Genomic DNA, 24393 nt, shown 5'->3' with positions numbered 1-24393 from the left:
TAACAAATGAAAACAGTTCGAATATTAATCGCATTCTTTGTTCTTGTGATTTTAAGCACAAGTCAAATTGCAAAGGCTCAGGGAGAGGCAGCAGTTCCATTTCTTTTACTTGCTCCTGACTCAAGAGCTGGTGGAATAGGTGAATCTGGTGTTGCATTGGCTGATAATGCTAATGCAGTTTTCTGGAATCCTGCTGGGATTGCTTTCCTTGATGGAAGTGAAGTTAGTTTTACTCATTCAAACTGGCTTCCACAATTTAATCTCGATTTATTCTACGAATACGCTACTTACAGACAATATTTCCCATCTCTAAATGGGCATCTCTTTACAAGCATCACTTATATGAACTTTGGTGAATTTGTTAGAACATCATCACAATCACCAGATCCAATTGGAACATTTAAGTCTTTTGATGCTGCCTTAACAGTCGGATATGCAACAAAGCTTAATCCATCTCTCGGTATTGGTGGAAATTTCAGATTAATTCACAGCAGACTTGCAGATAAAGGAACTGAGCTTGAACAAGGTAAAGGAGTTGCAACTACTGTTAGCTTTGATATTGCAATGCTTTATCGTCCACAAAATCTTTATCTCCCATTGATTGGTGATTTTAGCAGGAGATTTAGTTTCGGAATGAATTTGAGCAATCTTGGTCCAAAGATTTATTACATTGATCAAGCTCAAGCCGATCCAATCCCAACTAACTTACGAATGGGAATTGCCTTAAAATTGCTCGACATTGATTATAACTCCTTTACTTACACACTTGATTTCAGCAAACTGCTGGTTCATAAAAGGAAAAAAGATCCAATAACAGGCCAGGATATTCCACCAGATGGTTTGCCAAAATCATTGATTACATCATGGACTGATGAACCATTTAAGGAAGAATTGAGACAGATTGTTACATCAATGGGACTTGAGTATTGGTATGGAATGCCAGGTGATTTTATGTTTGCAGCAAGAGCGGGATTCTTTTACGAAGATCCTGCTTATGGAAATAGAAAATTTGTTTCTCTTGGTGCAGGTGTAAGATATGATATGTATGGATTTGATTTTTCTTATATCACAACTTCAATGTTCAAAGGTCAGGAAAATCATCCGCTTAATGAAACATTAAGATTTACACTCTCAATTGCCTGGGGTGCTAAACCTGTTCAGACAAAAGGTTTCCCATCAGGTCCGTATTCTGATAAAAAATAAAACTGACCTTTAAGTAATTGAATTTGTGAAGAGACTAAATTGGGAAACGATTTGAATGATAAAATTATCGTCAGGTTGAATTAATCTCCACCAAAAGCTTTCTGAATTTTTTAATTAAGAGAGCTTCTGGTTGAGAAAACCTGACTTTTTTATTAATCAAATTCTTTTGTCCAAAATTCTGAAGAACTCAATCTAAGATATTAAACATTATCTTGAAAATAACTTTAAATACATAATCAAAAATGAAACTTGAAAAATTTTTAATCCTGTTTTTGACTTTATCGACAATTCTTTTTGCTCAATCTGCTAAAATTGAATTGAGATTACCACATAATTTAAATCCGTTTAGTGCGAGTGAAAGTCAAATTTACCGAACGACATCGGTTGATACTTTTCGTTTGCTTGCTGTGATGGTTGATTTTGCAGTTGATCAAGATGCAGCGACTTACGGGAATGGAAAATTTGGTTCCCATTATTCAAAGGATTACGGAAAAAGTATAATTGATCCGCTGCCACATGATAGAAATTATTTCAAATCACACCTTGAGTTCTTAAAAAATTACTATCAAAAAATCTCTGATGGTAAAATTATAATTCAGTATGAAGTATTAGATAGAATTGTTACGCTTCCAAATGTAATGAGTTATTATTCACCACCGAAATCGAATGATCTATCACGATTGGGAATATTATTCGAAGATGTCTGGCGAAAAGTCGATTCACTTTATCCAGATCAGGATTTTACCAAGTACGATGTCTTTACAATTTTTCACGCTGGAGTGGGAAGAGATATTGTAATACCAGAGACATTCGGACTTGAAAAAGATATTCCATCTGTTTACTTAAGTCCAACTACATTGAAGAATTTCTTTGGTGCAAATTATCAAGGTGTAAAAATTGGCAATCCACCTAAATATGTTCTAAACTCTATGATTTTACCCGAGACTGAAAGTCGGGAAATTCAAACTTTAACTGGCAAAGCTTTGCTTGAATTGAGCATTAATGGATTGCTTGCTGCAAGTTTTGGCAGCTTTCTTGGACTTCCAGATTTGTTTGATACTAAAACTGGTAAAACGGCTATTGGTCGTTTTGGCTTGATGGATGGTCAGGCAATGTTTGCGTATGCAGGACTTTTCCCACCAGAGCCATCAGCCTGGGAAAAATATTTTCTTGGTTTAGTTGAACCAATTGAAATTTCAAAGGATACTTTGGATTTAGAAGTTTTTGCTCGCCTGGCATCAGTTAATAATTCAAAAACAGTTTACAAAATTCCAATCAATTCAAGAGAGTATTACTTAATTGAAAATCGTCAGAAAGATGTTTTAAATGATGGAATAAAAATCAAATCTCAGATCGGGGTTAATCTTGTTGAGTATAATTTCTTCAAAGATTTTAGAAATTTTAGTTCTTACTATGTTGATACAGTAGACGGAGTAGTGATTGATGTTGATGAATTTGATTGGGCAACTCCAGGTAATGGAATTTTGATCTGGCATATTGATGAAAAAATCATAGCTGAAAATTTCGCTGATAATTCGATAAATGCAAATCCGAAATTGCGAGGAATCAAATTAATTGAAGCCGATGGAATTCAGGATATAGGTAATGAGTTCACTACTATTTTCGGTGATGTAGTTGTTGGCGAAGGCGATTCAGTTGATTTCTGGTTCAAGAATAATCCATCAAAATTTTATAAGAATGAATTTTCAGATGAAACTAAGCCGAGAACTCTATCAAACAATGGAACACCGACTTATATTAAAATTTACAACTTCTCCGAACTAAATAATCAAATGACTTTTAGTGTAAGTTTTGGTAACGAGAAAATAAAACCAATTGTCAACGAACGAATTGCTCAATCTCTCAGAACTGAATTTATACATAGAAATGAAATTGATACGAACAAAATTTTTATTAAATCTGGCAATGAATTTTTTAGTTACGATCTCTTATCAAAATCTAAACAGATTTTTTCCAATTCAGTTCAAACTAACATACTTTTTATCAATTTTTTGAATGGAATAAATATTTACTCTTTTGTCGAATCGAATTCATCAAACGAACTTTTGCTTAGTTTGGTTTATATCTCTTCGGATACAATATGGGTAGAACAATTTAAACTTCCGTTTACAAACAATGTAAAAAATTTAATTACCTACCCAGTATCGCAATTACTATCAAATTTCGTGATTGAAATTCTTAGGGAGAATGGCGAGCAATATCTATTTAAATCTCCACAAAATACTTTTGCTCCAACTGGATTAATTGTAACTGACAAAGCAATTAAGTCAGCATATAATGGTTATAGAACTATTACTCTGACTTCTAAGTATGTTTACTTTGGCAATACTAAAGTTGAACACTCGCTTAATGATCTGGTTGAAATGGTTTTAATCTGGGATAATTCACTTGCTCAAACTCCAGCTGATAAAGAGATTGCTGTTATTTTTGATAAGTCTGGTTTTGTTGAGACATTAAATGAAAAAGGGATAATCGCTCATTTCAAAATTGACTTGACTGATTCAAGCTTTACAATAGCTGCTGGAAATCTAAAACCAGATGAAACGAATTACATTTTTGTAAACACAAAAGACAAAATTTTAGCTTTCAACAAATCTGGCGCTGTGGCTGAAAATTTTCCAATCTATCCGCCTTTCGGGACAAAATTCATTGGCAATTTGAATTTAATTGATTACAATAATGATGGTGTTAACGATATTCTGGTTTCAACAGAAGATGGTAGATTAATCTGTTATAATGGGAAAAAGCCTTCCGAAAATTTAATGGATGCATTAATCACTTATTCAATTGGTTATCTGTCAAGTGGTTCAAGTCTTATTTATAATTTCAACAAAACATTTTATTTGACAGGAAATGATAGTGGTTTTGTTCAACTGGTACAAATTGCTGATGAACCTAAAATTATTAAATGGACTTTGAATTCAAACAATTTGTATCATCATAATGTATCTGAAATTCCAGCGGGTGCATTTTACAGAGATGAATTTCTGCCGAAGTCTAAAGTTTATAATTGGCCTAACCCAGTTTATGATAACGAAACAAATTTCAGAGTTTATGTTTCAGAAGATGCAAAGATTAAAATAAAGATTTATGATTTGAATGGAGAATTTGTTGATGAAATAAATTCTTATGCCTTAGCTGGAATTGAAACCGATATCAAATGGAATGTTGCAAATATTCAAAGCGGAATTTATTTCGCTCGTATCGAAGCAAAATCACAAAGTAAAAGTGATTATAAGATCATTAAAGTTGCTGTTGTTAAATAGTAAATCAATCTTAACGAAGATTAATCTTTTAACCAAAACTTATCATTAATCTTAAAATGAAAAATAACTTTTTTGTAACTCTTATTTTTTTAGTTCTAAGTGCATACTCAACCAATGCTCAATTTAATGAGTATTATCCAGAAGTGAATTGGTACACAATTGAAACCAAACATTTTTCTGTTCATTTCCATGAAGGTGCCGAAAGAACCGCAAAAGTAATTGCAAAAATTGCTGAAGAAATTTACGAGCCCATAACTTCTTTTTATGGTTATAAACCCGAACGTGTTCACTTTGTAATTAAAGACATTGATGATTATTCCAATGGAGCGACATATTTTTTTGACAACAAGATTGAAATCTGGGCACCGCCTCTTGATACAGATTTAAGAGGGACACATCACTGGTTACGAAATGTAATTTCCCATGAATTTACTCATATGGTTCAACTTCAAGCAGCAATGAAGTTAAATCGCAGAGTACCAGCATTTTATTTACAGGTTTTGAACTATGAAAGAGAAAGAAGACCCGATGTTCTTTATGGTTTTCCGAATGTAATCGTATCTTATCCAATTCCATCGATAAATGTGCCTCAGTGGTTTGCTGAAGGAACTGCACAATATATGAGAAACGAATTTCAATACGATTATTGGGACTCTCATCGAGATATGATTTTAAGATCCTATGTGCTTGATGGAAATATGTTAACCTGGAATCAAATGACAGTTTTTGAAAAGACAAGCCTTGGAAATGAATCTGTTTACAATTCAGGTTTTGCACTTGTCAGTTACATCGCTTATCGCTACGGAGAGAAAAAATTAATTGAAATTAATAATCGACTAAAAGATAAATTATCCTTCACAATTGATGAGGCTATTAAGAAAGTTCTGAATATTTCTGGAGAACAACTATACAACGAATGGAAAGAATTTTTAAAAGATTATTATACTAAAAATACCGAAATCATAAGGGGAAATTTATTCACTGGTCAATTAATCGAACCAGAAGGATTTGGTAATTTTTATCCAGTATTCAGTCCCGATGGTTCTAAACTCTACTATCTTTCAAATAAAAACGAAGATTATTTTTTAACCTCACTTTATGTCTATGATTTCAAAACCAAAAAATCTGAGCTTGTTCAATCTGGAGTTCGCTCGACATTTGCTCTAACTCCTGATGGGAATAAAATCATTTATTCCAAGCTCACTGAAAAAAACAAAAATCTTGTAAAGATACATGACCTCTACATCTATGATCTCGAGAAAAAGAAAGAGAAGCGTTTAACTTACGGTTTAAGAGCAAATAATCCTTCCCTTTCCCCAGATGGGAAAACGATAGTTTATGTTTCCCAGAAAGATGGAACGCTGAATTTGTTTTTAATTGATATTGAAGGGAAAAATCAAAGGCAGTTGACTTTCTTTAAAAACGGAGAGCAGGTTTATAATCCAAAATTTTCACCCAATGGTAAAAAAATTGTTTTTGATTATTCACTTAATGAAAGCAGAGATATTGCAATTTGTGATCTGGATGGAAACATCGATTTTCTTATTAATGAAAAAAATATTGATGAAAGAAATCCTGTATTTGTTAATGAAGATGAAATAATATACTCAACTGATAAAAAAGGTATTTTTAATCTTTTCGTTTATAACTTAAACACTGGAAGTAAAAGACAAATTACAAATGTAGTTGGCGGTGCATTTATGCCTGCCTGCAACTTCAAAGGAGAGATTGCTTATGCTGGTTATACTTCGACTGGTTATAAAATATTTTTCGTTGATAGATTTGATACACTGAACTTCGATTATATTCCTGAATACAATTACAAATTGTTCCCGATTGATCAGAGCAAAAAAGTGAATGGCAATTTTGACTGGGAAAAACTCAAGAACTTTGATGATACACAGATCCCTGATTTTAAAGTGAAAAAATACTCTGCAAATTTCACAAAGCTTTCTTTCATTCCATTCCTTAGATATGATAATTACAGTCGCTCTGCAAAAGGATTTGAACTGATCAAACCGGGATTTTATTTCTATTCATCAGATATATTAAATCGAACTGGAATGTTTGGAAGCATTGCAATCAATTCAAGATTTGAGCGGGATTTATACTTTGGCTTGGAATATCGTGATCGAGTTCCAATCTTCTTTCAACTTGGATTAAAACCAGAATTAAATCTCGAAGTTTATAGTGTTTCCAGAAAAGCAGAAAATTTTCTAGGTCTATCTCCCGATACCTTAGCGGATGGGACAATTAATTATGCATATAAAACTCCTGTCACTGTAACTTATAATCTGTTTGAAGTTGATTTATCTGCAAAGCATTACTTGTTTTCAAAAAATCATACACTTCAATTTAAAACAATTTACAGCCGCTACTCAGCAGACCTTAGTTCTTTTCTGCTGCCTGGTGGAATTCTTTATCCTGCTACATTTGAAATTTATTTGCGAGGATGGACTTTTAATTTGACTTATAACTTTGAAAATATTCTTTTGAAAAAAGACAATGACATTAATCCATATGGAACCAAAGTCAATCTTAATTTTGAGTATTCAACAAACGACTTTAATCCAGAAACTTATTATGATGAAAATGAAGGTGCTCTGCTGACAAGATATGGTAAAACAAAATACTCAAGAATTGAATTGAACCTGATGCAGGCATTTAAACTTCCAGCTGGAAAACATTCTTTAACTTTCAAAACGCGAGCAGGAACAACACTCGGACCCGAAACGGATAGTTTCTTCGATTTTTATCTGGGCGGCTTAATTGGAATGAAGAGTTATCCTTTTTATGCAATTAGCGGAAATGAAATTTTTCATCTCAATGTTAATTATCGTTTCCCAATTTTTGAAGATATTGATAAGAGGATTTATAATCTTTATGTCGATAAAATTTATGGTTCAATTTATTTCGATTTTGGTAATGCTTGGCAGTCAAAAGCTGTAAAATTGAAAAACTTCAAAAAAGGTGTAGGTGCAGAATTAAGAGTTCAGATGAATTCTTTTTATATGTTTCCCACAAGCTTATTTGTCAATCTTGCTTATGGTTTTGATGAATTCAAAAGAGAAAACATTTTTACAAAGGAAACAATCAAATACGGAAAAGAACTTTTAGTTTACTTTGGAATTTTATTCGGTTTTGAATTATGAGGTTAAAATTATGAAAAAATTAATCGCATCGTTAATCTTTGTTCTATCCTTAAATCTTTTTGCAATTGATGATAATTTCAGGACAGGTAATCTCCAGACTGATTTTAAGATTAATTTACAGAAAGAAAATCAATCTTCAGCTCAATTGAATAATATAAGTAATCAGAAATCTCCAATTCTTGCTGGTGCTTTATCTGCTTTAATTCCCGGTGCAGGTGAGATTTATACTGGAGATTATTTGAAAGCAATTTTATTTGTTGCCGTTGAAGGTGTATCTCTTTATCTAAATTATCATTACACTAAAAAAGGTGATGATCAGACGATCTTTTTCCAGAATTATGCTGATGAATACTGGAGCGTAGTTCGTTATGCTGAATGGTTAAATCAATGGGCAAGTGCTCTTGGCGGCACAGCGAATATTCATATCAGTCCAGATGTCAACTTAAAACCCTGGCAAAGAGTAAATTGGGATGAACTTAACACAGCTGAAAGATCAATCAGGGAATTTTCCCATACTTTATATCCGCATGGACATCAACAATATTATGAGATGATCGGTAAGTATCCTCAATACAGTCAGGGCTGGGATGATTCAAAATTTGCAAGAGGACAATACACAATTGCAGGTGAATATTATTATGATACTCAGGGGAAGTTCATTTACTACTCAGGTTTAAGAGGCAAAGCCAATGATTATTACAACTATGCAGACAAAGCTTTGATAGTCACAATTACAAATCACATCATTAGTATGGTAGATGCAATCATTTCAGCCAATAAGTACAATTCTAAAATAAAACTTGATATGAGCCTTGAAAAAATTCAGTCTAATTACTTTGTTGAGTATTATCCACAGTTGAATCTTCGATTAAACTTTTAATTGAAACTAAGAGATTTTGTTATTCATTTTCTGGCTGAAGTATAACTTTCCAAATCGTAGTGAATGATCTTTTCAGGCATTGGTAGTTTATCAATTTGGACACCCGCATCTTTAAAAAATTGAACCCCAAGAGAATCGTGATAATCTGAAAAGACGACAACTCGAACAATTCCCGCAGCAATCAAAGCTTTCGCACAAGTTGTACAGGGCATATTTGTCACATAAGCAGTTGCACCTTTTACGCTTACTCCGTGCAAAGATGCTTGCACCAATGCATTTATCTCAGCATGATTTGTTCTAACGCAGTGATTATCAACAATTAAACAACCGACATCATCGCAATGTGGAAGACCAGGCAAAGAACCATTGTATCCTGTTGCTAAAACATATTTATCTTTTACTAAAACACAGCCTACATGCATTCTTGGACAAGTTGATCGTTCCGAAGCCAGCATTGCAAGTTTAAGGAAATATTCATCCCAGCTTGGTCTTTTTTTGTGTTCCATTTTTGTCTCACAAATTTGTTCAACTTATTTCGAAATTTAATTTGAAATTGTGAATTAAAAAATAACTTAGAATAATCGACATAGCCCATCAATTTAGTTTTTAAGATGCTTTGCATTTAACAAATAAATAAAAGAAAAATGATTTTCAGTTCATTCCTTAAAATTTATTTTTGTAAAAACAACGAGGTGACTATGAAAATAAAATTACTCTACTTAATTCTTCTCTCTCTCTTCATAAAAATTTATGCAGATGATTCCACAGCTGTGATGGTTGGACCGGGAATTAAATATCATTCGGTTTATAAAACTTCAGTTGGACCATACAACATTAAAATTTTAGAGATAGATATTACTCATCCAAAAAATAAAATTGAAACTGTACTGGCAAAGGATGTTCTTGGAACTGGTTTCGAAAAGACTTCATCGATGGCTAAAAGAAGCAGCAGAAGTGGTCATGTTGTAATTGGTGCCGTCAATGCCGATTTCTTTGGTATCAGTGATCCGTACAATCCTTACACTTTTTTAATCGGTTCAATGATAAATAATAACGAGTACACTTTTGGCAGAATTAGCCAGAGGCCATCTTTTGCGGTTGATACTTCAAAGAGAATGATTATCGATGATCTCGGTTTTTCAGCAATCATTAAAACAAAGCAAGGTTATGTGAGGTCAATTTCAAGTCTTAACGATACCGTTAGATCAAATTCGCTGGTAATTTTCAATAAATATTTTGGAACTTCGACTAAAACAAACAACTCTGTGACTGAGGTTAGGTTGAAAAGATTAACTCCGCTTGTTATTGGCGACTCAATCAAATTTGTAGTAAGAGCTAAAAATGTTGGTATTGGGAATATGACTTATTCAGCAGATGAATATGTTTTATCTGGAAATGGAACAGCAAAAGCATTTTTAGATTCCACAATTCTTGTCAACGATACAATAACAATTCTTTTCAGTACAAATCCATTTAGGGGAAACATCTTTACAATGACAGGTGGCGGACCAACACTTGTAATTAATGGTGTAATTCCTGATGGACTTCAGACTGCTGTGCATCCGAGAACCGCAGTTGGATTTAATCAAGACTCAACAAAATTATTTTTCGTAACAGTTGATGGGCGTCAGCCAGGCTTTAGTGTTGGAATGTCTTTACCTGAGCTTGCAAATTATATGAAATCAATTGGTTGTTATAATGCTGTAAACTTAGATGGCGGAGGATCGACTACAATGGTTGTGAGAAATAGAGTGGTCAATTCACCTAGTGATGCTGCGGGAGAAAGATCTGTTGCAAATGCACTTCTTGCAATAAGCGAAATTTATGCAAGTGAAGTTATTGATAGCTTTTATCTCTGGCCCCGACAAATTTTTATTGACTCCACTCAATCGAAAAAAATTGAAATCTATGGAAAAGATATATGGGGATACGAAATTGATGTCTTACCATCTGAAGTCAATTGGGAAATTCAAGGCTTGAATGGTTATATCGATTCACTTGGATTTTTCTACCCATTGCAGGTAGGTACTGGAATTATAATTGGAAGAATTAAAAATCTTGCAGATACAATTTCAGTGACTGTTACCGGCGAAAGAATTCCGACCTGGAGTTTTTCCGATGCAGGTAATAATATGCCGTCCTGGTTATCTCCAACAGCAAGCACAGAACGAGGTTTGGCATATGGATTTACAAATAATAATCATCGACTTTATGTAGTATCAAGACCAAATGTTTTAATCCTGGATGCACAGACTGGCGATGTTGTGGGCAGTTTGAATATTAATGGAGTCACTGGTGGAACATTCACACTCAATGATGTTGAAGTAACCGATGATGGAAAAATTATTGCTGCAAATCTCACTACAAGCGCATCTACTTCTCCATTTAAAATTTATAAATGGGATGATGAAAATTCAGCGCCGCAAGTCATAATTGAGTATTCTGCCAATGCTTATCGTCTAGGTGATAAAATTACTGTCGTAGGCAGTTGGTCGGATAATTCAGCAGTTATTTATGCCGCAGCAGCTAATTCAAATAGAATTTTGAAATGGACAATGAGCAATGGTTCATTTAATCAAACTCCTCAAGAGATTGTGCTTTCTGATGTAACGAATTATGGAACCAATCCATCTGTCGCACCGATAGGAAAAGGTAATTCAAATTTTTTTGTTAATGCAACAAGTATCTTACCGAAATATTATTCTCCAACAGGTTCAATACTCGGAACCTGTCCGACTGGTTTGGTTGCAACGCAGAGCAATGCAATAAGATATTTTGAAAAATTCGGTAAAAAATTTTTAGTCACATATCAATACGGTGTATTTAATGAAAATGCGAGGATATTAGATATAACAAATGGAATTGCAAATGCAACCACATATGAAACAACTCCAACACTCGGTGATAATGCCAATAACATTGGTTTAAGTGGAGATGTAGCAGTGCGATATTACGGAAGGGGAGTTTTTATTATTTATGTACTTTCAACAAATAATGGAATTGGTGCATATCAAATTACAATCGATACAACTACTTCGGTTGAAGATGAAAAACTTTTTCTGGAAAATTTTTACTTGAGCCAGAATTTTCCCAATCCATTTAATTCAATTACAAAAATTCGATATAGCATTCCAAAACAAACTAATGTAAAAATTAATCTATATGACTGTCTTGGTAGAAAAATTTCTGAGTTAATAAATGAAACAAAAAATCCCGGCAATTATGAGATTGAATTGAACTCGAATCATTTTCCACAACATCTAACCTCAGGAATATATTTTTATCAACTTGTATCTGATGAAAAAATATTGACAAAAAAACTTGTTCTATTAAAGTAGCTTAATTTTAGTGAAGAACTGAAGAGATCGAAGAAGAACTGGATTGAAAAGCTCAATGATAATAAAGACCTTTTCGGAATCACATATTACCATTTCGGCAAGACATATGACCTATTCGGAATGACACATTACCTTTTCGGAAAGACATATTTCCTATTCGGAATCAAATATGACCTTTTCGGAACGACATATAACCATTGCGGAAAGACATATAACCTCTTCGGAAGCATATATAACCGTTTCGGAAGGACAAATAACCACTTCGGAATGGCATATAACCTTTTCGGAAAGAAATATGACTGCTTCGGAAAGACATATAACCACTGTGTATTTGTTTGACAGACACTTGTGAATTTTCTAAGTTGATAAAGAAAAAAGTAGGAAAAAAGTATTGGAATATGTTTTTGCAGTCTACGCTGAATTGCTTAATTATCCTCCTATTAAATGGGTAATTGAACACATTAAAAAAGCAAGACCTCCAATGGAAGCTGAAATAGGAAGTGAACTTTTTAAATTCATTAGAAATATTGTCGTATATTTTTCTTTTTTGAAAGCTGGAATGAAGTCTGGATTAATAAATTAATAATTAATTGGCAGGAAGAAGAAAAATCTATTGATAAATCTTTAAACAAATATAAAGGAATGGAGACAGTAAAATAAAGATTTTGAGAAGCACAAAAAGAGAGAATGACATATTTAAGTATCAAATTTCCTAAGAAATATATAGAGTATACAAAAATTTATTTAAAAGAAATTTTTTCTGAAAAAGAAGGAATAATATTTTCCTTTATTCTAATGAAGCAGTTTTTGGATACCCAAGTTGAAAAATAAATGGCTTTAAATTTACTTCACATAACACGGGCTATACGCTCACTCCGTTCGCCCAAATCGGCTATCGCAGACCTTCGTATAGTCCAAAACCTTATATGACATATCAGGCCCGCGTGGCGGTCCCTTAGTGGGCACGGCCATTTATGGTAGTTCAAGGAGGTGTATCTAAAGCAAAAACAACTTAAGTAATTATTATTAAAAAATGGAGGAATTACAATATGATCTATTTAGTTAGCTATCTTTGTGGTTGGATTTTAGGGATAATTATATACTTCTTAAAACCGGAATATGGTTTTATCAATACTCAATTACTGGTTCAATTAGTTTTTACAGTTGGATTTTTCGGAATTTTTAACTTTATTGGACATGTTTTTTTAAGTAAGCAAGTTGCCCAAAAAATAGGATGGGAGTCCAATCTTTTTCAAAAAGAGCTGGGATGGGTTTCTTTGGGGATTGGAATATCAGGTATCTTGTGTTATTGGATTAGAGACAATTTTTGGATTGCGACGATAATTCCGTTTTCGACATTTCTAATTGGGGCTGGAGCAATTCATATTATTGAAATGATAAGGAACAAAAATTTCGAACCTGGCAATACATGGATTATTTTGCCGGATTTTTTAATGCCAATTACATTGATTGTATTACTAGTATTACGATAAAGTTTGGAAATATTTATTGCCGACCAGCTAACCATCCTAGTTCAGCTGGCGTGTAATTGAATAACTTCTGTCCAGGGCTTGATACGAAATATGACAATATGTTGCTGCTGGCGGGTTGCGGTATTTCGAAGATGGGTATTCGAAGAGGAAGGCTGAATCATGAAGCTGTTTCGAAGATGATGGTTCATGAAGTGGGCGCGACCAAACTCATCCGCCCAAGTCCTGTAAGACGACGGCTTCACCACATCGTCGAATACTGCGACTTTTGTGGGGGCCTTAGGGCGGTTGAGCTTTGGCAACATGTGGACATTATATGAAATTCCGAACCACGCTGTTGAGGTAAAAGATTTGGAAAAATATTTAAAAGGTCTAAAGAATTAATAGAAAGGAGGGGAGAATAGAATGCTCAAGATTAAAACAAAAAATTTAATCAGACTGGCATTTATTGCGATGATGATAATTGGTGTTGTTTTGATATCTGGATGTGAAAAAAAAGAAACTACTCCTACCGAGCCTGAAACGATTATTCCAGATGATTCACCTCAGCTACCATCAAGAGGATTCTTTATGGGTATCTTGCCAACTACGGCTCAAGGTCAGTCGTTCGATGCTTCATATTCTCAAGCAACTCAATAAATAAAAATTTTAATTAAGTTAACTAATCATTATTTTATTAAATAATCTTATAAATTCGATAGTTATCATTAAAATGATGACTGATAATTATAAACATAACATTGCTAAAGCTTTAATTAAATTTGGGCAAGTGTTAGAAAATCTCAATTCGAAAAAAGAAATATTTTTTACTCGTAACCCAAATGCAGAACAACTAATATGGAACAATCCACTAGCATTTTTTTTGGCTGTTTTATTAGACCAAGGTATGAAGGCTGAAAAGGCCTGGGAAATTCCTTATTTACTCAAACAGAGATTAGGGCACTTGGATGTCTTTAAAATCGCAAGTATTTCAGATGAAGAAATTATATCTGTGTTTATGGAGGCACCAAAACTTCATCGATTTCCCAGAAGAATGGCTTTGTTTGTTAAAAAAGCCTGTCAACATATTATTGAAAAATATAATGGGAAGGTTGAAAACATTTGGAATGATAAGCCAGAAAGTAATGAACTTCATCAAAGATTTTTAGAATTTCAAGGTATTGGACAAAAGAAAGCTTCAATGGGGACAAATATGTTAGTTAGAGATTTTAAGATCGAAATCAAAGATAAAAGAGGTATTGATGTCTCCTATGATATTCAAGTCCGGAGGATATTTTTGAGAACAGGATTGGTTTATAGAGATGATATGAACCTTATTTTGCAAACAGCACGAGAATTAAATCCTGAATATCCCGGGATATTAGATTTTCCTTGTTGGATAATCGGAAGGAAATATTGTCATCCCCAAAATCCTGAATGTAATAAATGTCCTATATCCAATGTTTGTCTCAAATTGTTAGATAAAAATTTACCAGAAGCATATTAATTTTTCCTTCCGACATCCTTTTTTACCATAGAATCCTATGATAAATCAGAATGAAAATACACTAAATAAGGAAAATTAAAATTAGGTGTTAGAAAAATTATTCTTTCTGGCAAATACAATGTTTGAACTATTGAATTAATAAAAGTCATACTTGCAAAGTGAAATAACATATTTAGTTTTGAAATCTTGAAAACAATTTGATTAAATGAAGAAGTAAATAATTTTTTGTGAAAGTTTTGTAGAAATTTTTAGTGGAAGGATTATAAAATTAATAATATTAGAGTATTAAATGGTTAAATTTATAAGATCAAGGCAAATTTAATTTTATATTAAGCGATGATAAAAACAGTGATTTAAAGTTTTGAATTTCAACGAAATTCAAATTATAAAGATTGGAAAGCAAGTCTATATTAAGACTTTGATTGTTTGTAAGAATTAAAAAGCAATTTTTTGAATCGATTTTAAAATACTTTTGAATTTTTTTGAACTGCTGTATGAACTTTTGATAAGTTCCAGTTTTAACTTCAAACAAGTACAATTCATTATTTATTAATAATAGAATATCAATTTCGATTTCTGTTGAGTCTGGAAGTCTGAAAACTGGATTAATTAAAACTTCAAAATAAATTTTATTCTTTAGAGGCAATAAAATTTTTTTTAGAGTATCAGAAATATATATTTCAGCCCATTTACCTGATAAAAAATTTATTGCTTCTGGAATCCTGTTAGGGGTAGCTGTTAAAGCACAAACAGGAGAATTCCTGTAAAAGAAATTTGTTAAAAAAGCTAAGTTCTGCAAGTCTTTACCTAATTGGCAAATAGCAGAAATACGCTCAGGACTTTCATACTTTAAATCCATTTTAATAGTTTGACCATTGTTTAAAGCGCTCTTAATTTTTTCTAAGAAAGGCACTATTAAATTATGTTTATTCCCAATGAAATTCGCCAGCTTTGATAAATTATGTTCTACAAAATCAGTGCTTTCCGCGGACTTTAAAATTATCTGCTTGTTTGCAAAATATGAGGCTAATTTTGATGTTTCATTATTTTTATTTTCATCTTCAATTTTATTAGGTTCATTTAATTCCTCTGCATTGTCTTCAATAAAAATTTGTTTATCAGGTTTAATATTTTCTGCTTTTTTCGTTAAATGTTTATTAATTAATTCAAGTGAATTTGAAATTTTATCTAATGATATTGAAATTTTTAATAAAATTTCTTTTAAGTCTTGTTCCATCAACTTATCTCCACTTTATTACTTAGTTCGTCCATATCATCTGATTTGCGGGGGAAATGTTCGGCTAAAACATCACCGCATTTTCTAAGAACTTTTAATATTCCTTCAAAGAAATTTTTTTCTCTGAATGAATTTTCTGCTTCCTTTGCAAGTTCATCCCAGAAAGTTTGCGGGATTTTTTCGGAGATACCAATATCTGGAAGAATATAAAACTCTCTGTCATTTAACAATAAAAAAAAGAGAATTCCACTCCTATCTCGAGTATTTGTCATACCGAGACGGTGGAATTCTCTGATTGCAAGTTCTCGGATGCTTTTTCTTTTATCAAAAAGGCTGCGACCTTTTTTAATCGAAACTTTAAGTTCGCCGGATGTTCTGAGTTCCTGTGATTTTATCTCTTCAGCAATTTTTTCGAGTTCGACTTCAGAAAGAATTTTATGTATGAAATTTTTACTGATCATTCTAAGTAATATTTATTTACGATTTTACCATTTTCGAATTCATAGACAATAGGGACTCCAGTTGGAATGTTTAATTCAAGAACTTCTTCTTTTGTCAATCCGTCAAGATACATCACCAGCGCTCTCAGTGAATTACCGTGAGCAGTTACGAGAACATTTAATCCGGCATCAATGTCGGGTTTAATTTTATTTAAAAAGTATGGAATGACTCTATCTGCCGTATCTTTCAAACTTTCGCTAATTCCATCCGGATTTAGTGGAGTTACATCTTTAGGTGGAGCAATGTCGTAACTTCTTCTCCATAAATGAACTTGTTCTTTGCCATATTTTTGAGCAGTTTCTTCTTTATTTAATCCTTGAAGAGCACCGTAATGTCTCTCATTCAAGGCTTTATCTCTTTCTACAGGAACATCAAGCTTTCCGGCGACTTCCATTGCAATTCGATCTGTATCGATTGCACGCTTAAGAACTGAAGTATATCTCTTGTCAATTTGAATGTTTTTTAACTTCTCACCAGCTTTGCGGGCTTCTTCTTCGCCTCTTGGACTTAATGGGACATCAACCCAGCCGGTGAAACGATTTTCAAGATTCCATTGCGATTCACCGTGTCTTAATAGAATTAGTTTAGCCATGTTTTGTTTTATCTCCTCAAATTTTTACAAAGTTACCGATAAAAATTTTGCCCTTCAATTAATATCTAACAATTGAATTAACAAAAAATCCACGTTCAATAATTCATCTTCTTTAATTAAATTAAATGAAAAATTATCGGAGAAGTTAATATGCGTAAATTCATCTTTATTCTTTTATTTACTTTACAGGTATTAAATGGTCAAGAGAAATTTACATTGGAAGACCAATTCAAACTTGAGTATCCATCATCAATCTCGGTTTCGAATGATGGGAATTTTACAGCATTCAATATTCGAAAACCAGATTTTGAAAATGCGAAGTGGGCGAGTCAGATTTACTTGTTGAACAATAAAACTAAACAAATTCGGCAATTAACAACTCACAAATCCGGAGTGGGGAATTTTACCTTCTCACCGGATGGAAAATTTGTTTACTTCTTATCGTCGAGGGAATTTCAGAGTGATGATGGAAAGACCATTAAAGGTGAAAAACAGCTCTGGAGAATTTCTATTGATGGCGGTGAAGCAGAACATTTTTTAAGATTACCAAATGGAGTTGATGAGTTCACATTCTCTAATGATGGAAAATATCTGGCACTTCTTTCAGATGAAGAGATTTCCGATAGTCTTCAAAAGATTCTTGATGAAAAAGAAAGAACAAAAAATGATGAAATTGTTTATCCAAAAGAAAATCCCAAAAAAGAAATATGGCTTTATGATTTTTCGAGCAAACAACTGAAAAAAATTTTTAAAGGTGATGCCGGGATCAGCAATATTCGATTTTCATCAAAAGGAAATTTTTTGCTCTATCAGACTAATTATACCGGTGAATATAATGACGAACAACATCACGATATTTACAAATTGACTCTTGACGGTACTGTAACTCAATTGACAGATTTTGAAGGACCAGAGACAGAACCTCAAACTTCTCCAGATGAGAAATTTGTTTCATTCATTTCTCAGACAGTCCCTGATATTGAATTCGCCGAAACGGATATCGAATTGCTCGATCTTCAAAATATGACAAGAGTTAATCTGACGAAAAATTTTGGTTTTTCAATAATTAATTACATCTGGCATCCAAAGGACTTTTTGATTTTTGCACTGGTGAATGAAGGTTATACAAATTCTATTTATCAAATTGATGTTAAGAAAAACTCAATTAAAAAAATTATTGATGATGGTTCGGTTATAAGTAATTTAAAAATTGCGGGTAATGGTGAATTGTTTTTCATCTATGAGAATGAAAATCTCTTGAAAGAAATCGGTAAGCTGACAAAAAATCAGATCGAACTATTGACTAATTATTCTGAGCAAATTAAGAAATTCAAGAAAGGGTCAGTTGAAATATTTTCATTTAAGTCTTACGATAAAAAGTTTGAAATTGAATCAATGTTAGTTAAACCAGTTGATTTCGATCCATCGAAAAAATATCCTTTGATTTTGTGTGTTCATGGCGGACCTTACAGTGCATTCAAGAGAACATTTTTGCAGAGTTATCCAATGCAGGTTTATGCAAATGAAGGTTTTGTCGTAGTCGCTCCAAATGTAAGAGGCAGTGCGGGCTATTCAGATAAATTTGGTCAATCAAATCGTTATGATTTGGGTGGTGGTGACTTTCAAGATGCAATGCAATCTGTTGACGAAGTAATTAAAATGGGATTTGTTGATTCAACCAGAATGGGAGTGATTGGTGGAAGTTATGGCGGGTATATGACAAACTGGATAATTTCACAAACCGATCGTTTTGCTGCAGCAGTTTCGATGTATGGAATTTTCAGTTTCTTCACCGATTTTTCAAATTCCTGGCAACCGATTTTTGAGAAAATGTATTTTGGATATTACTACTGGGAAAAGCCAATTGAAATGAATCATCTTTGGGTAAATCGCTCACCAGCATTTTATGTACAGAATATAAAAACACCTGTTCTCATACTTCAAGGTGATAAAGATAAATACACGAACCTTGCGAATTCACAGGAGATGTATCAGGCATTAAAAATTTTGGGTAGGACAGTTGAATTTGTTGTTTATCCAAGAGAAGGTCATGGAATTAGAAATGAACCACAACATTATCTAAATATGTTGAATAGAGGATTGAATTGGTTCAAAAAGTATTTGAAAAATGAAGAACCTTCAAAATTAAATTAGAAAAAGACAAGTATTTAGTAAAAATCGGAATGTGAAAAAAAAGAAATAGTTAATTTTGACGGTTCTAAGATTTTTTAAAATAATTTTAAAATTAAAAGCTGATTGAATCCTATCTCTTGAAGAAAATTATGAACAGGCGATAAGTGAGTGAAAAGCCGGGTACAGTTCTCAGGTATATTTTATTTTTTAAATATCTATTTAAGTAGAGACACAAATAGTTGTGTCTCTACAATTGTTTTTGAGATTGAAGACTTTTGATGAGAGATTACTTTTGCTTTTCAATGTTTCAATTTATACCTTTGTTAGAACTTAATCTCAATCATGAGATAAAGATGTTATTTAATTTTTCAAAATATTTTTCTTCGGGCATAAAAGAATTTGTCTGTGGGTTTGGAAAATTAGATATTTTCTGTAGACTGATTAACAGGCATATATATAGCCTTAATTATTTCATTTCTTTTTCAGAATTACTCAATGGTTTAAGATGTAAAGAAGATGTTAGATTTAATCCTTCATCAACAAAGGGGCAATATTTTTATACTACAGGGTTTACTTGAGGAAGATATTGCGAAACAATTGTAAATATATCTTAAAAATTAAGGAGGAAAAATACAATGAAAACACAAATTTTATTATTAGCGTTTTTATTTTTTTTAAATACAAGTGCAATATCTCAACAAAATTTTCACAATGATAGACTTATAATCAAAGTCAAAGAAGATGTTAACTTTAATATAAAGCAAAGGTATAATGAAAGTGGAATCTTGATAACATTTACAGGAGTTGAGGACATAGACAGATTGAATGAATTATTTCTTTGCACTGAAGTAGTTCAAAAATTTCCCAATGTTAATGAATATGATATTAATCGATGGTACTTATTTAAATTTTTATCTCCAGAGGATATTGAATATATATTCAATTCATATTCATTGCTCACTGATTACTTTGATTATGTAGAAAAAATGAGTATCCCGATAACATCATTTTTACCAAATGATCCCTTGCTTGATTCCGTAAATTGTAAAGCATATTGGGATATGCATCTACCAGAAGCATGGGATGTAGAAACAGGAAACAGTGGGATTACTGTTGCCGTGATTGATAATGGTTTGGATTGGAGACATCCTGATATAGGTATGGATAATGTTTATCAAAATATTACTGGTGGTTCGGGAAATTATGGTGAAGATGCAGATGGAGATGGTCATACGCTTGAGATTATTAATAACCAAATAGTATTTGACCCAGGTGATATTAATGGAATTGATGATGATGGAAATGGAAAGATAGATGATTTTGCTGGATGGAATTTTTTAAATGGAAATAACAACATTATTCCACCCGATCCCAATTCTACTCACGGAACGGCAATTTTCGGTATAATTGCGGCAAAGGGTAATAACAATGAGGGTGCGGCTGGAGTATCTTTTTATAGTAAAGTTTTACATCTTAAAGCTGGTGAAAATGGAACTATAGGGGGAGATTGGGTAGATGCTATTTATTATGCAGCAAACAAGGGGGTTAAAGCAATCAATATGAGTTTTTTCTATCCAAGCATCGATACTCTACCAAGTCAATATGAACAAGATATAATTAATTATGCATATAATGTCAAAAACTGTGTGTTGATTGCTTGTGGTGGCTTTACATACTCTAATTGTCCGAGCAATACTTATACCTTTCCCGCTTCATATAACAATGTTATCGCCGCATCAGTCTTAGATGGAGATGGTGTTCATATGAGATTGAATTCTTATGTCAATAACAAGATAGATGTTCTAGGATCAAAATTAGTTAGATGGCCTTGGTATAATTCTGGACAGTATACTTATGGATGGACAGTTCACTCTTCTGGAACAACCGCTATGACATCAGGTCTTGTCGCTTTATTGGCTGCAAAATATCATTCATGGAACAACGAAAAAATTATAAATCAGATTTTAATGACATGTACAAATAGAGATGAACAAAACAGGGCAAGTAGCAACATTTGCAATTTTGACTTCTATGGACTGATAGGTAATGGATTATTGAATGCATACAAAGCATTAACTTTCAATGGATATATTACAGAAAATACCATTTGGAGTAAAACATTAAAACCGCATTATACAATTGCTGTTGCACAAAATGTAAGTTTAACGCTAAGACCAAATACTCAATTACTATTCAATAATAATTGCCAATTTATTGTTTACGGTAATTTGATAATAGAAGGAAATTTAACTGTAAATACAAACATAGTCATTGAGCAAGGAGGAAGTGTCTTAATTAAATCCGGTGCAAACATAACATTCTTAAATGGCTCTTCATTAATATGTAATTCAGGGGGGAATTCATGTAAGCTTCCTAATCCACCTTCTAATTTGGTTTTAACAAATTATAATGGAAATCCTAAACTTACTTGGAACGCCTCTCCAGATAACTTCGTTACAGGTTACGATATTTATAGAGGGGTCTCTCTCGATGGATCAACACCACCTAACAACTATTCACTTATCGGTTTTACAAATAAAGACACTTTGAGTTTTATTGATAATCAAATTGGGATTGGTAGAGGTCAAATATACTTTTATTATGTTCAGGCGAAAAACAATAGTCTATCATCATCCTCTTCGAACTCAGTTTCTACCAGAGGAACAATGGTTCAGAAACAAACGCTAACAGACATAGATACACTTTATTATCTTCCTGATACAGCAAGGTTTTTAGTTAAATACGCTTTAACTGATGAAATTTATTATCGACATGGCCGATTTAGACCAAAGGATGATTGGGAAGCTTATAAAATAAAAGAAATTCATTACCTATTCTCGCATAATGTAATTGGTGATACATTAAAAGCAATCGCTTTTTATAAAGATACATTAAAAACAAAAGTGTTTGAACAAACGATTAATGATATTTTAGATTCAGTAGATGTTTATCCGAATTGGTATAAGGTAATTGTTGATACAAACTTTATTCCTATCCAGGGAGTAATAGAGGTACCTTACGGATTGATTGGACCACTTGATTTGGTGTGGCCAACTAATATTCCAATTAGCGGTAACTCAATCGGATTTTACGAAACGAGTCAAAATTGGGGATTGGTAGTTGACATGCCGGTAAAACTAATCATAGAGCGGAACACTACAGATGTTTCCTTGGAAGTACAGAATCCAAATGGATTTGTTCTGCATCAAAACTACCCCAACCCATTCAATCCAACAACAAAAATAAGATATGCAGTAGGCAGTAATCAGAGCGCAGAACAATTTGTTACATTGAAAGTTTTTGATTTACTCGGCCGTGAAGTTGCCGTACTTGTAAATGAACCAATGCAAGCCGGTGAATATGAAGTTGAGTTTGATGCAAGTAAATATGGATTGAGTTCAGGAATCTATTTATATCAACTACGTTCAGGTTCATTCACTTCGACAAAGAAGTTTGTCTACCTACGGTAGATGCATCTACCTAAGGTAGAAAAATCTTAACAAATTAAATTTTACCGTAGAGTCGCTCAGCCGAGCGACTCTAAAAACTATTTTCTTGCCAATTTAAATCTTAAATTATCTTTCATAAGTAACTAAATATTCTAAACTATTTTAACAAACTTTTTGTACTTTCGCTTTTGTATATTATTACTGCTAATTGGCCTTCGACAATTGTCATTATTGTTTTGTCTCCTTTCATTCCCACTCAAGGGACTACGATTGGTCTGCCTACGGTAAGTCGAATAACCAAAATAAAATTAAAATGTTTTAGATTATTTTACTTAAATTTTATCCTTAGTATCATAATTATTTTGAATTCAATTTCACATACTAAAATTATTACTAAGTATAAATTAAGATTTATTAATAATAAAGTTTAACAGTTCTGAACCTGAATTCTGTTTTGATTTTTTTGCTGAGAAAACATTAATCAAAGAAATATTGAAATTCTTAACTTTGAAAAAATAAGTTTCAGCTATGTTAAAACGAGATTGTAAACATTTTCCTGGAGATCGACCTTGCTCGTTTCATAAGTTTACTGGAATCAAATGTGATGATTGTCCACACTATGAAACGATAAGTTTTAAAATACTAATCATTAAACTTGATGCAGTTGGTGATGTTTTGAGAACAACTTGTATTCTGCCAGGTCTAAAAGAAAAATATCCACAATCTCACATCACTTGGATAACTCGCTCAAGTGCAAAAGAAATTTTTTATAACAATAATCTTGTAGATCGTCTGCTTGAAATCGAGAAAAACGAAACAAACTATTTTCTATCTGTGGAAGAATTTGATCTTGTAATAAATTTAGATTCATCAACAATCAGTTCAGCAATTTGTTCTGCGGTTAAAGGTAAGGAGAAATTAGGATACGGATTAGATGAAAAAGGCAAAGTCTATCCGATAAATAAAGAAGCTGAAGAATGGTTTATTATGGGTGCTTTCGATGATGTGAAAAAGAAAAACACGAAAACTTATCAATCTATTATTCTTGAGATTGCGAAAATAAAAACAAAAAATTTCCCAATAATTTTGACCCTTGATGAGAAGGAAAAAGAATTTGCAAAAAAATTTTTGCTCAATAGCAATATCGATAAATCAAAAAAAATTATCGGACTAAACACTGGAGCTGGTACAAGATGGAAATTTAAGAGCTGGACGCTCGATGGATTTGAAACTCTCATCAAAATGATTTTGGATAAAACTGATTATTATGTTTTTCTTTACGGTGGTCCATTTGAAAAAGAAAGGAATAATTATCTTGCAAAATTGCATTCCACAAGAGTTGTAGATACTGGCACAGAGAACTCTCTCAGACAATTTTTTGCTTTGATGAACTTGTGCGATTTATTAGTTACTGGCGATACTCTTGCAATGCACACAGCAACAGCTTTAGGGAAAAAAATAATTGCATTATTTGGTCCTACCTCTGCCAATGAAATAGAAGATTATGGATTGATTACAAAAATTCAATCGGACCTCGATTGTCTTGTTTGTTACAAGATGGATTGCGATTTTGATCCGAATTGTATGAATTCAATTAAACCCGAAACTGTATTTCAAAAATTAATTGAACAAATGAAGGAATAAA

General features: G+C 32.6%; 16 protein-coding genes. 12 read left to right on the top strand and 4 right to left on the bottom strand.

Translation table 11 applies throughout. The features are described 5' to 3' along the window. The first annotated feature begins 6 nt into the window (after positions 1-6). From porV to HPY57_03065, 4 genes are all read left to right on the top strand, one after another. Entirely contained in the window at positions 7-1203 is a 1197-nt protein-coding gene (gene porV / locus HPY57_03080; protein ID NPV10753.1) for a type IX secretion system outer membrane channel protein PorV, read from the top strand. Positions 1204-1445: 242 nt separating this feature from the next. Beyond that, positions 1446-4490, top strand: a complete 3045-nt coding sequence (locus tag HPY57_03075; GenBank protein NPV10752.1) for a T9SS type A sorting domain-containing protein — start codon at positions 1446-1448, stop codon at positions 4488-4490. A gap of 56 nt (positions 4491-4546) precedes the next feature. Further along, on the top strand, positions 4547-7642 hold the full coding sequence (locus HPY57_03070) for a biopolymer transporter Tol (GenBank protein ID NPV10751.1): 3096 nt from the start codon (positions 4547-4549) through the stop codon (positions 7640-7642). Between the two features lie 10 nt (positions 7643-7652). Further along, the gene (locus HPY57_03065) at positions 7653-8522 is read left to right on the top strand and encodes a hypothetical protein (GenBank protein NPV10750.1); all 870 of its coding nucleotides are present in this window, start codon (positions 7653-7655) and stop codon (positions 8520-8522) included. Positions 8523-8545: 23 nt separating this feature from the next. Here the strand turns inward: HPY57_03065 and HPY57_03060 are convergent, their stop codons facing one another. Continuing rightward, on the bottom strand, positions 8546-9028 hold the full coding sequence (locus HPY57_03060) for a dCMP deaminase (GenBank protein ID NPV10749.1): 483 nt from the start codon (positions 9026-9028) through the stop codon (positions 8546-8548). A gap of 192 nt (positions 9029-9220) precedes the next feature. Here HPY57_03060 and HPY57_03055 point away from each other — a divergent pair, with 192 nt between their 5' ends. The 5 genes from HPY57_03055 to HPY57_03035 all read left to right on the top strand — a co-directional run bounded on the left by HPY57_03055 (position 9221) and on the right by HPY57_03035 (position 14836). Then, a complete protein-coding gene (locus tag HPY57_03055; GenBank protein ID NPV10748.1) occupies positions 9221-11860 on the top strand; it encodes a DUF4623 domain-containing protein in 2640 nt (879 codons plus the stop codon). Between the two features lie 391 nt (positions 11861-12251). Next, positions 12252-12443 (top strand): hypothetical protein, encoded by a 192-nt coding sequence (locus HPY57_03050; protein ID NPV10747.1) that lies wholly within the window; start codon positions 12252-12254, stop codon positions 12441-12443. A gap of 466 nt (positions 12444-12909) precedes the next feature. Then, positions 12910-13353, top strand: a complete 444-nt coding sequence (locus HPY57_03045; protein ID NPV10746.1) for a stearoyl-CoA 9-desaturase — start codon at positions 12910-12912, stop codon at positions 13351-13353. Positions 13354-13755: 402 nt separating this feature from the next. Next, positions 13756-13989: a hypothetical protein gene (locus HPY57_03040; protein NPV10745.1), complete on the top strand. Its 234-nt coding sequence runs from the start codon at positions 13756-13758 to the stop codon at positions 13987-13989. Positions 13990-14062: 73 nt separating this feature from the next. Further along, on the top strand, positions 14063-14836 hold the full coding sequence (locus tag HPY57_03035; protein NPV10744.1) for an endonuclease III: 774 nt from the start codon (positions 14063-14065) through the stop codon (positions 14834-14836). Positions 14837-15143: 307 nt separating this feature from the next. On the opposite strand, the gene HPY57_03030 is transcribed toward HPY57_03035, so the two are convergent. The 3 genes from HPY57_03030 to HPY57_03020 are packed head-to-tail and all read right to left on the bottom strand — an operon-like array spanning position 15144 to position 17166. Continuing rightward, positions 15144-16073, bottom strand: coding sequence for a hypothetical protein (locus HPY57_03030; GenBank protein ID NPV10743.1), 930 nt, complete (start codon positions 16071-16073; stop codon positions 15144-15146). Continuing rightward, complete coding sequence (locus HPY57_03025) at positions 16073-16534, bottom strand: hypothetical protein (protein ID NPV10742.1); 462 nt, start codon at positions 16532-16534, stop codon at positions 16073-16075. The genes HPY57_03030 and HPY57_03025 overlap by 1 nt, the downstream gene beginning before the upstream one ends. Beyond that, a complete protein-coding gene (locus HPY57_03020) occupies positions 16531-17166 on the bottom strand; it encodes a 2,3-bisphosphoglycerate-dependent phosphoglycerate mutase (GenBank protein ID NPV10741.1) in 636 nt (211 codons plus the stop codon). The genes HPY57_03025 and HPY57_03020 overlap by 4 nt, the downstream gene beginning before the upstream one ends. Positions 17167-17316: 150 nt before the next feature. Between HPY57_03020 and HPY57_03015 the strand changes: the two genes are divergently transcribed. The 3 genes from HPY57_03015 to HPY57_03005 all read left to right on the top strand — a co-directional run bounded on the left by HPY57_03015 (position 17317) and on the right by HPY57_03005 (position 24392). After that, complete coding sequence (locus tag HPY57_03015) at positions 17317-19320, top strand: S9 family peptidase (protein NPV10740.1); 2004 nt, start codon at positions 17317-17319, stop codon at positions 19318-19320. A 1868-nt stretch (positions 19321-21188) separates the two neighbouring features. After that, positions 21189-22769 carry a T9SS type A sorting domain-containing protein gene (locus HPY57_03010; GenBank protein NPV10739.1) on the top strand — a complete coding sequence of 527 codons (1581 nt, stop codon included), beginning with the start codon at positions 21189-21191 and terminating at the stop codon, positions 22767-22769. Positions 22770-23276: 507 nt separating this feature from the next. Continuing rightward, positions 23277-24392 carry a glycosyltransferase family 9 protein gene (locus tag HPY57_03005; protein ID NPV10738.1) on the top strand — a complete coding sequence of 372 codons (1116 nt, stop codon included), beginning with the start codon at positions 23277-23279 and terminating at the stop codon, positions 24390-24392. The last annotated feature ends 1 nt before the right edge of the window (position 24393 follow it).

Source organism: Ignavibacteria bacterium, from assembly GCA_013177855.1.
Taxonomy (GTDB): domain Bacteria; phylum Bacteroidota; class Ignavibacteria; order Ch128b; family Ch128b; genus Ch128b.
This window is presented reverse-complemented; position numbering and strand designations above follow the sequence as displayed.

What these genes read in the sequence shown, in the direction of transcription:
- HPY57_03020 (NPV10741.1), bottom strand. Translation starts at nt 17,166, where the DNA reads ATGGCTAAACTAATTCTATTAAGACACGGTGAATCGCAATGGAATCTT.
- HPY57_03060 (NPV10749.1), bottom strand. Translation starts at nt 9,028, where the DNA reads ATGGAACACAAAAAAAGACCAAGCTGGGATGAATATTTCCTTAAACTT.
- HPY57_03075 (NPV10752.1), top strand. Translation starts at nt 1,446, where the DNA reads ATGAAACTTGAAAAATTTTTAATCCTGTTTTTGACTTTATCGACAATT.
- HPY57_03005 (NPV10738.1), top strand. Translation starts at nt 23,277, where the DNA reads ATGTTAAAACGAGATTGTAAACATTTTCCTGGAGATCGACCTTGCTCG.
- HPY57_03045 (NPV10746.1), top strand. Translation starts at nt 12,910, where the DNA reads ATGATCTATTTAGTTAGCTATCTTTGTGGTTGGATTTTAGGGATAATT.
- HPY57_03040 (NPV10745.1), top strand. Translation starts at nt 13,756, where the DNA reads ATGCTCAAGATTAAAACAAAAAATTTAATCAGACTGGCATTTATTGCG.
- porV (NPV10753.1), top strand. Translation starts at nt 7, where the DNA reads ATGAAAACAGTTCGAATATTAATCGCATTCTTTGTTCTTGTGATTTTA.
- HPY57_03030 (NPV10743.1), bottom strand. Translation starts at nt 16,073, where the DNA reads ATGGAACAAGACTTAAAAGAAATTTTATTAAAAATTTCAATATCATTA.
- HPY57_03010 (NPV10739.1), top strand. Translation starts at nt 21,189, where the DNA reads ATGACATCAGGTCTTGTCGCTTTATTGGCTGCAAAATATCATTCATGG.
- HPY57_03015 (NPV10740.1), top strand. Translation starts at nt 17,317, where the DNA reads ATGCGTAAATTCATCTTTATTCTTTTATTTACTTTACAGGTATTAAAT.
- HPY57_03065 (NPV10750.1), top strand. Translation starts at nt 7,653, where the DNA reads ATGAAAAAATTAATCGCATCGTTAATCTTTGTTCTATCCTTAAATCTT.
- HPY57_03025 (NPV10742.1), bottom strand. Translation starts at nt 16,534, where the DNA reads ATGATCAGTAAAAATTTCATACATAAAATTCTTTCTGAAGTCGAACTC.
- HPY57_03070 (NPV10751.1), top strand. Translation starts at nt 4,547, where the DNA reads ATGAAAAATAACTTTTTTGTAACTCTTATTTTTTTAGTTCTAAGTGCA.
- HPY57_03055 (NPV10748.1), top strand. Translation starts at nt 9,221, where the DNA reads ATGAAAATAAAATTACTCTACTTAATTCTTCTCTCTCTCTTCATAAAA.
- HPY57_03035 (NPV10744.1), top strand. Translation starts at nt 14,063, where the DNA reads ATGATGACTGATAATTATAAACATAACATTGCTAAAGCTTTAATTAAA.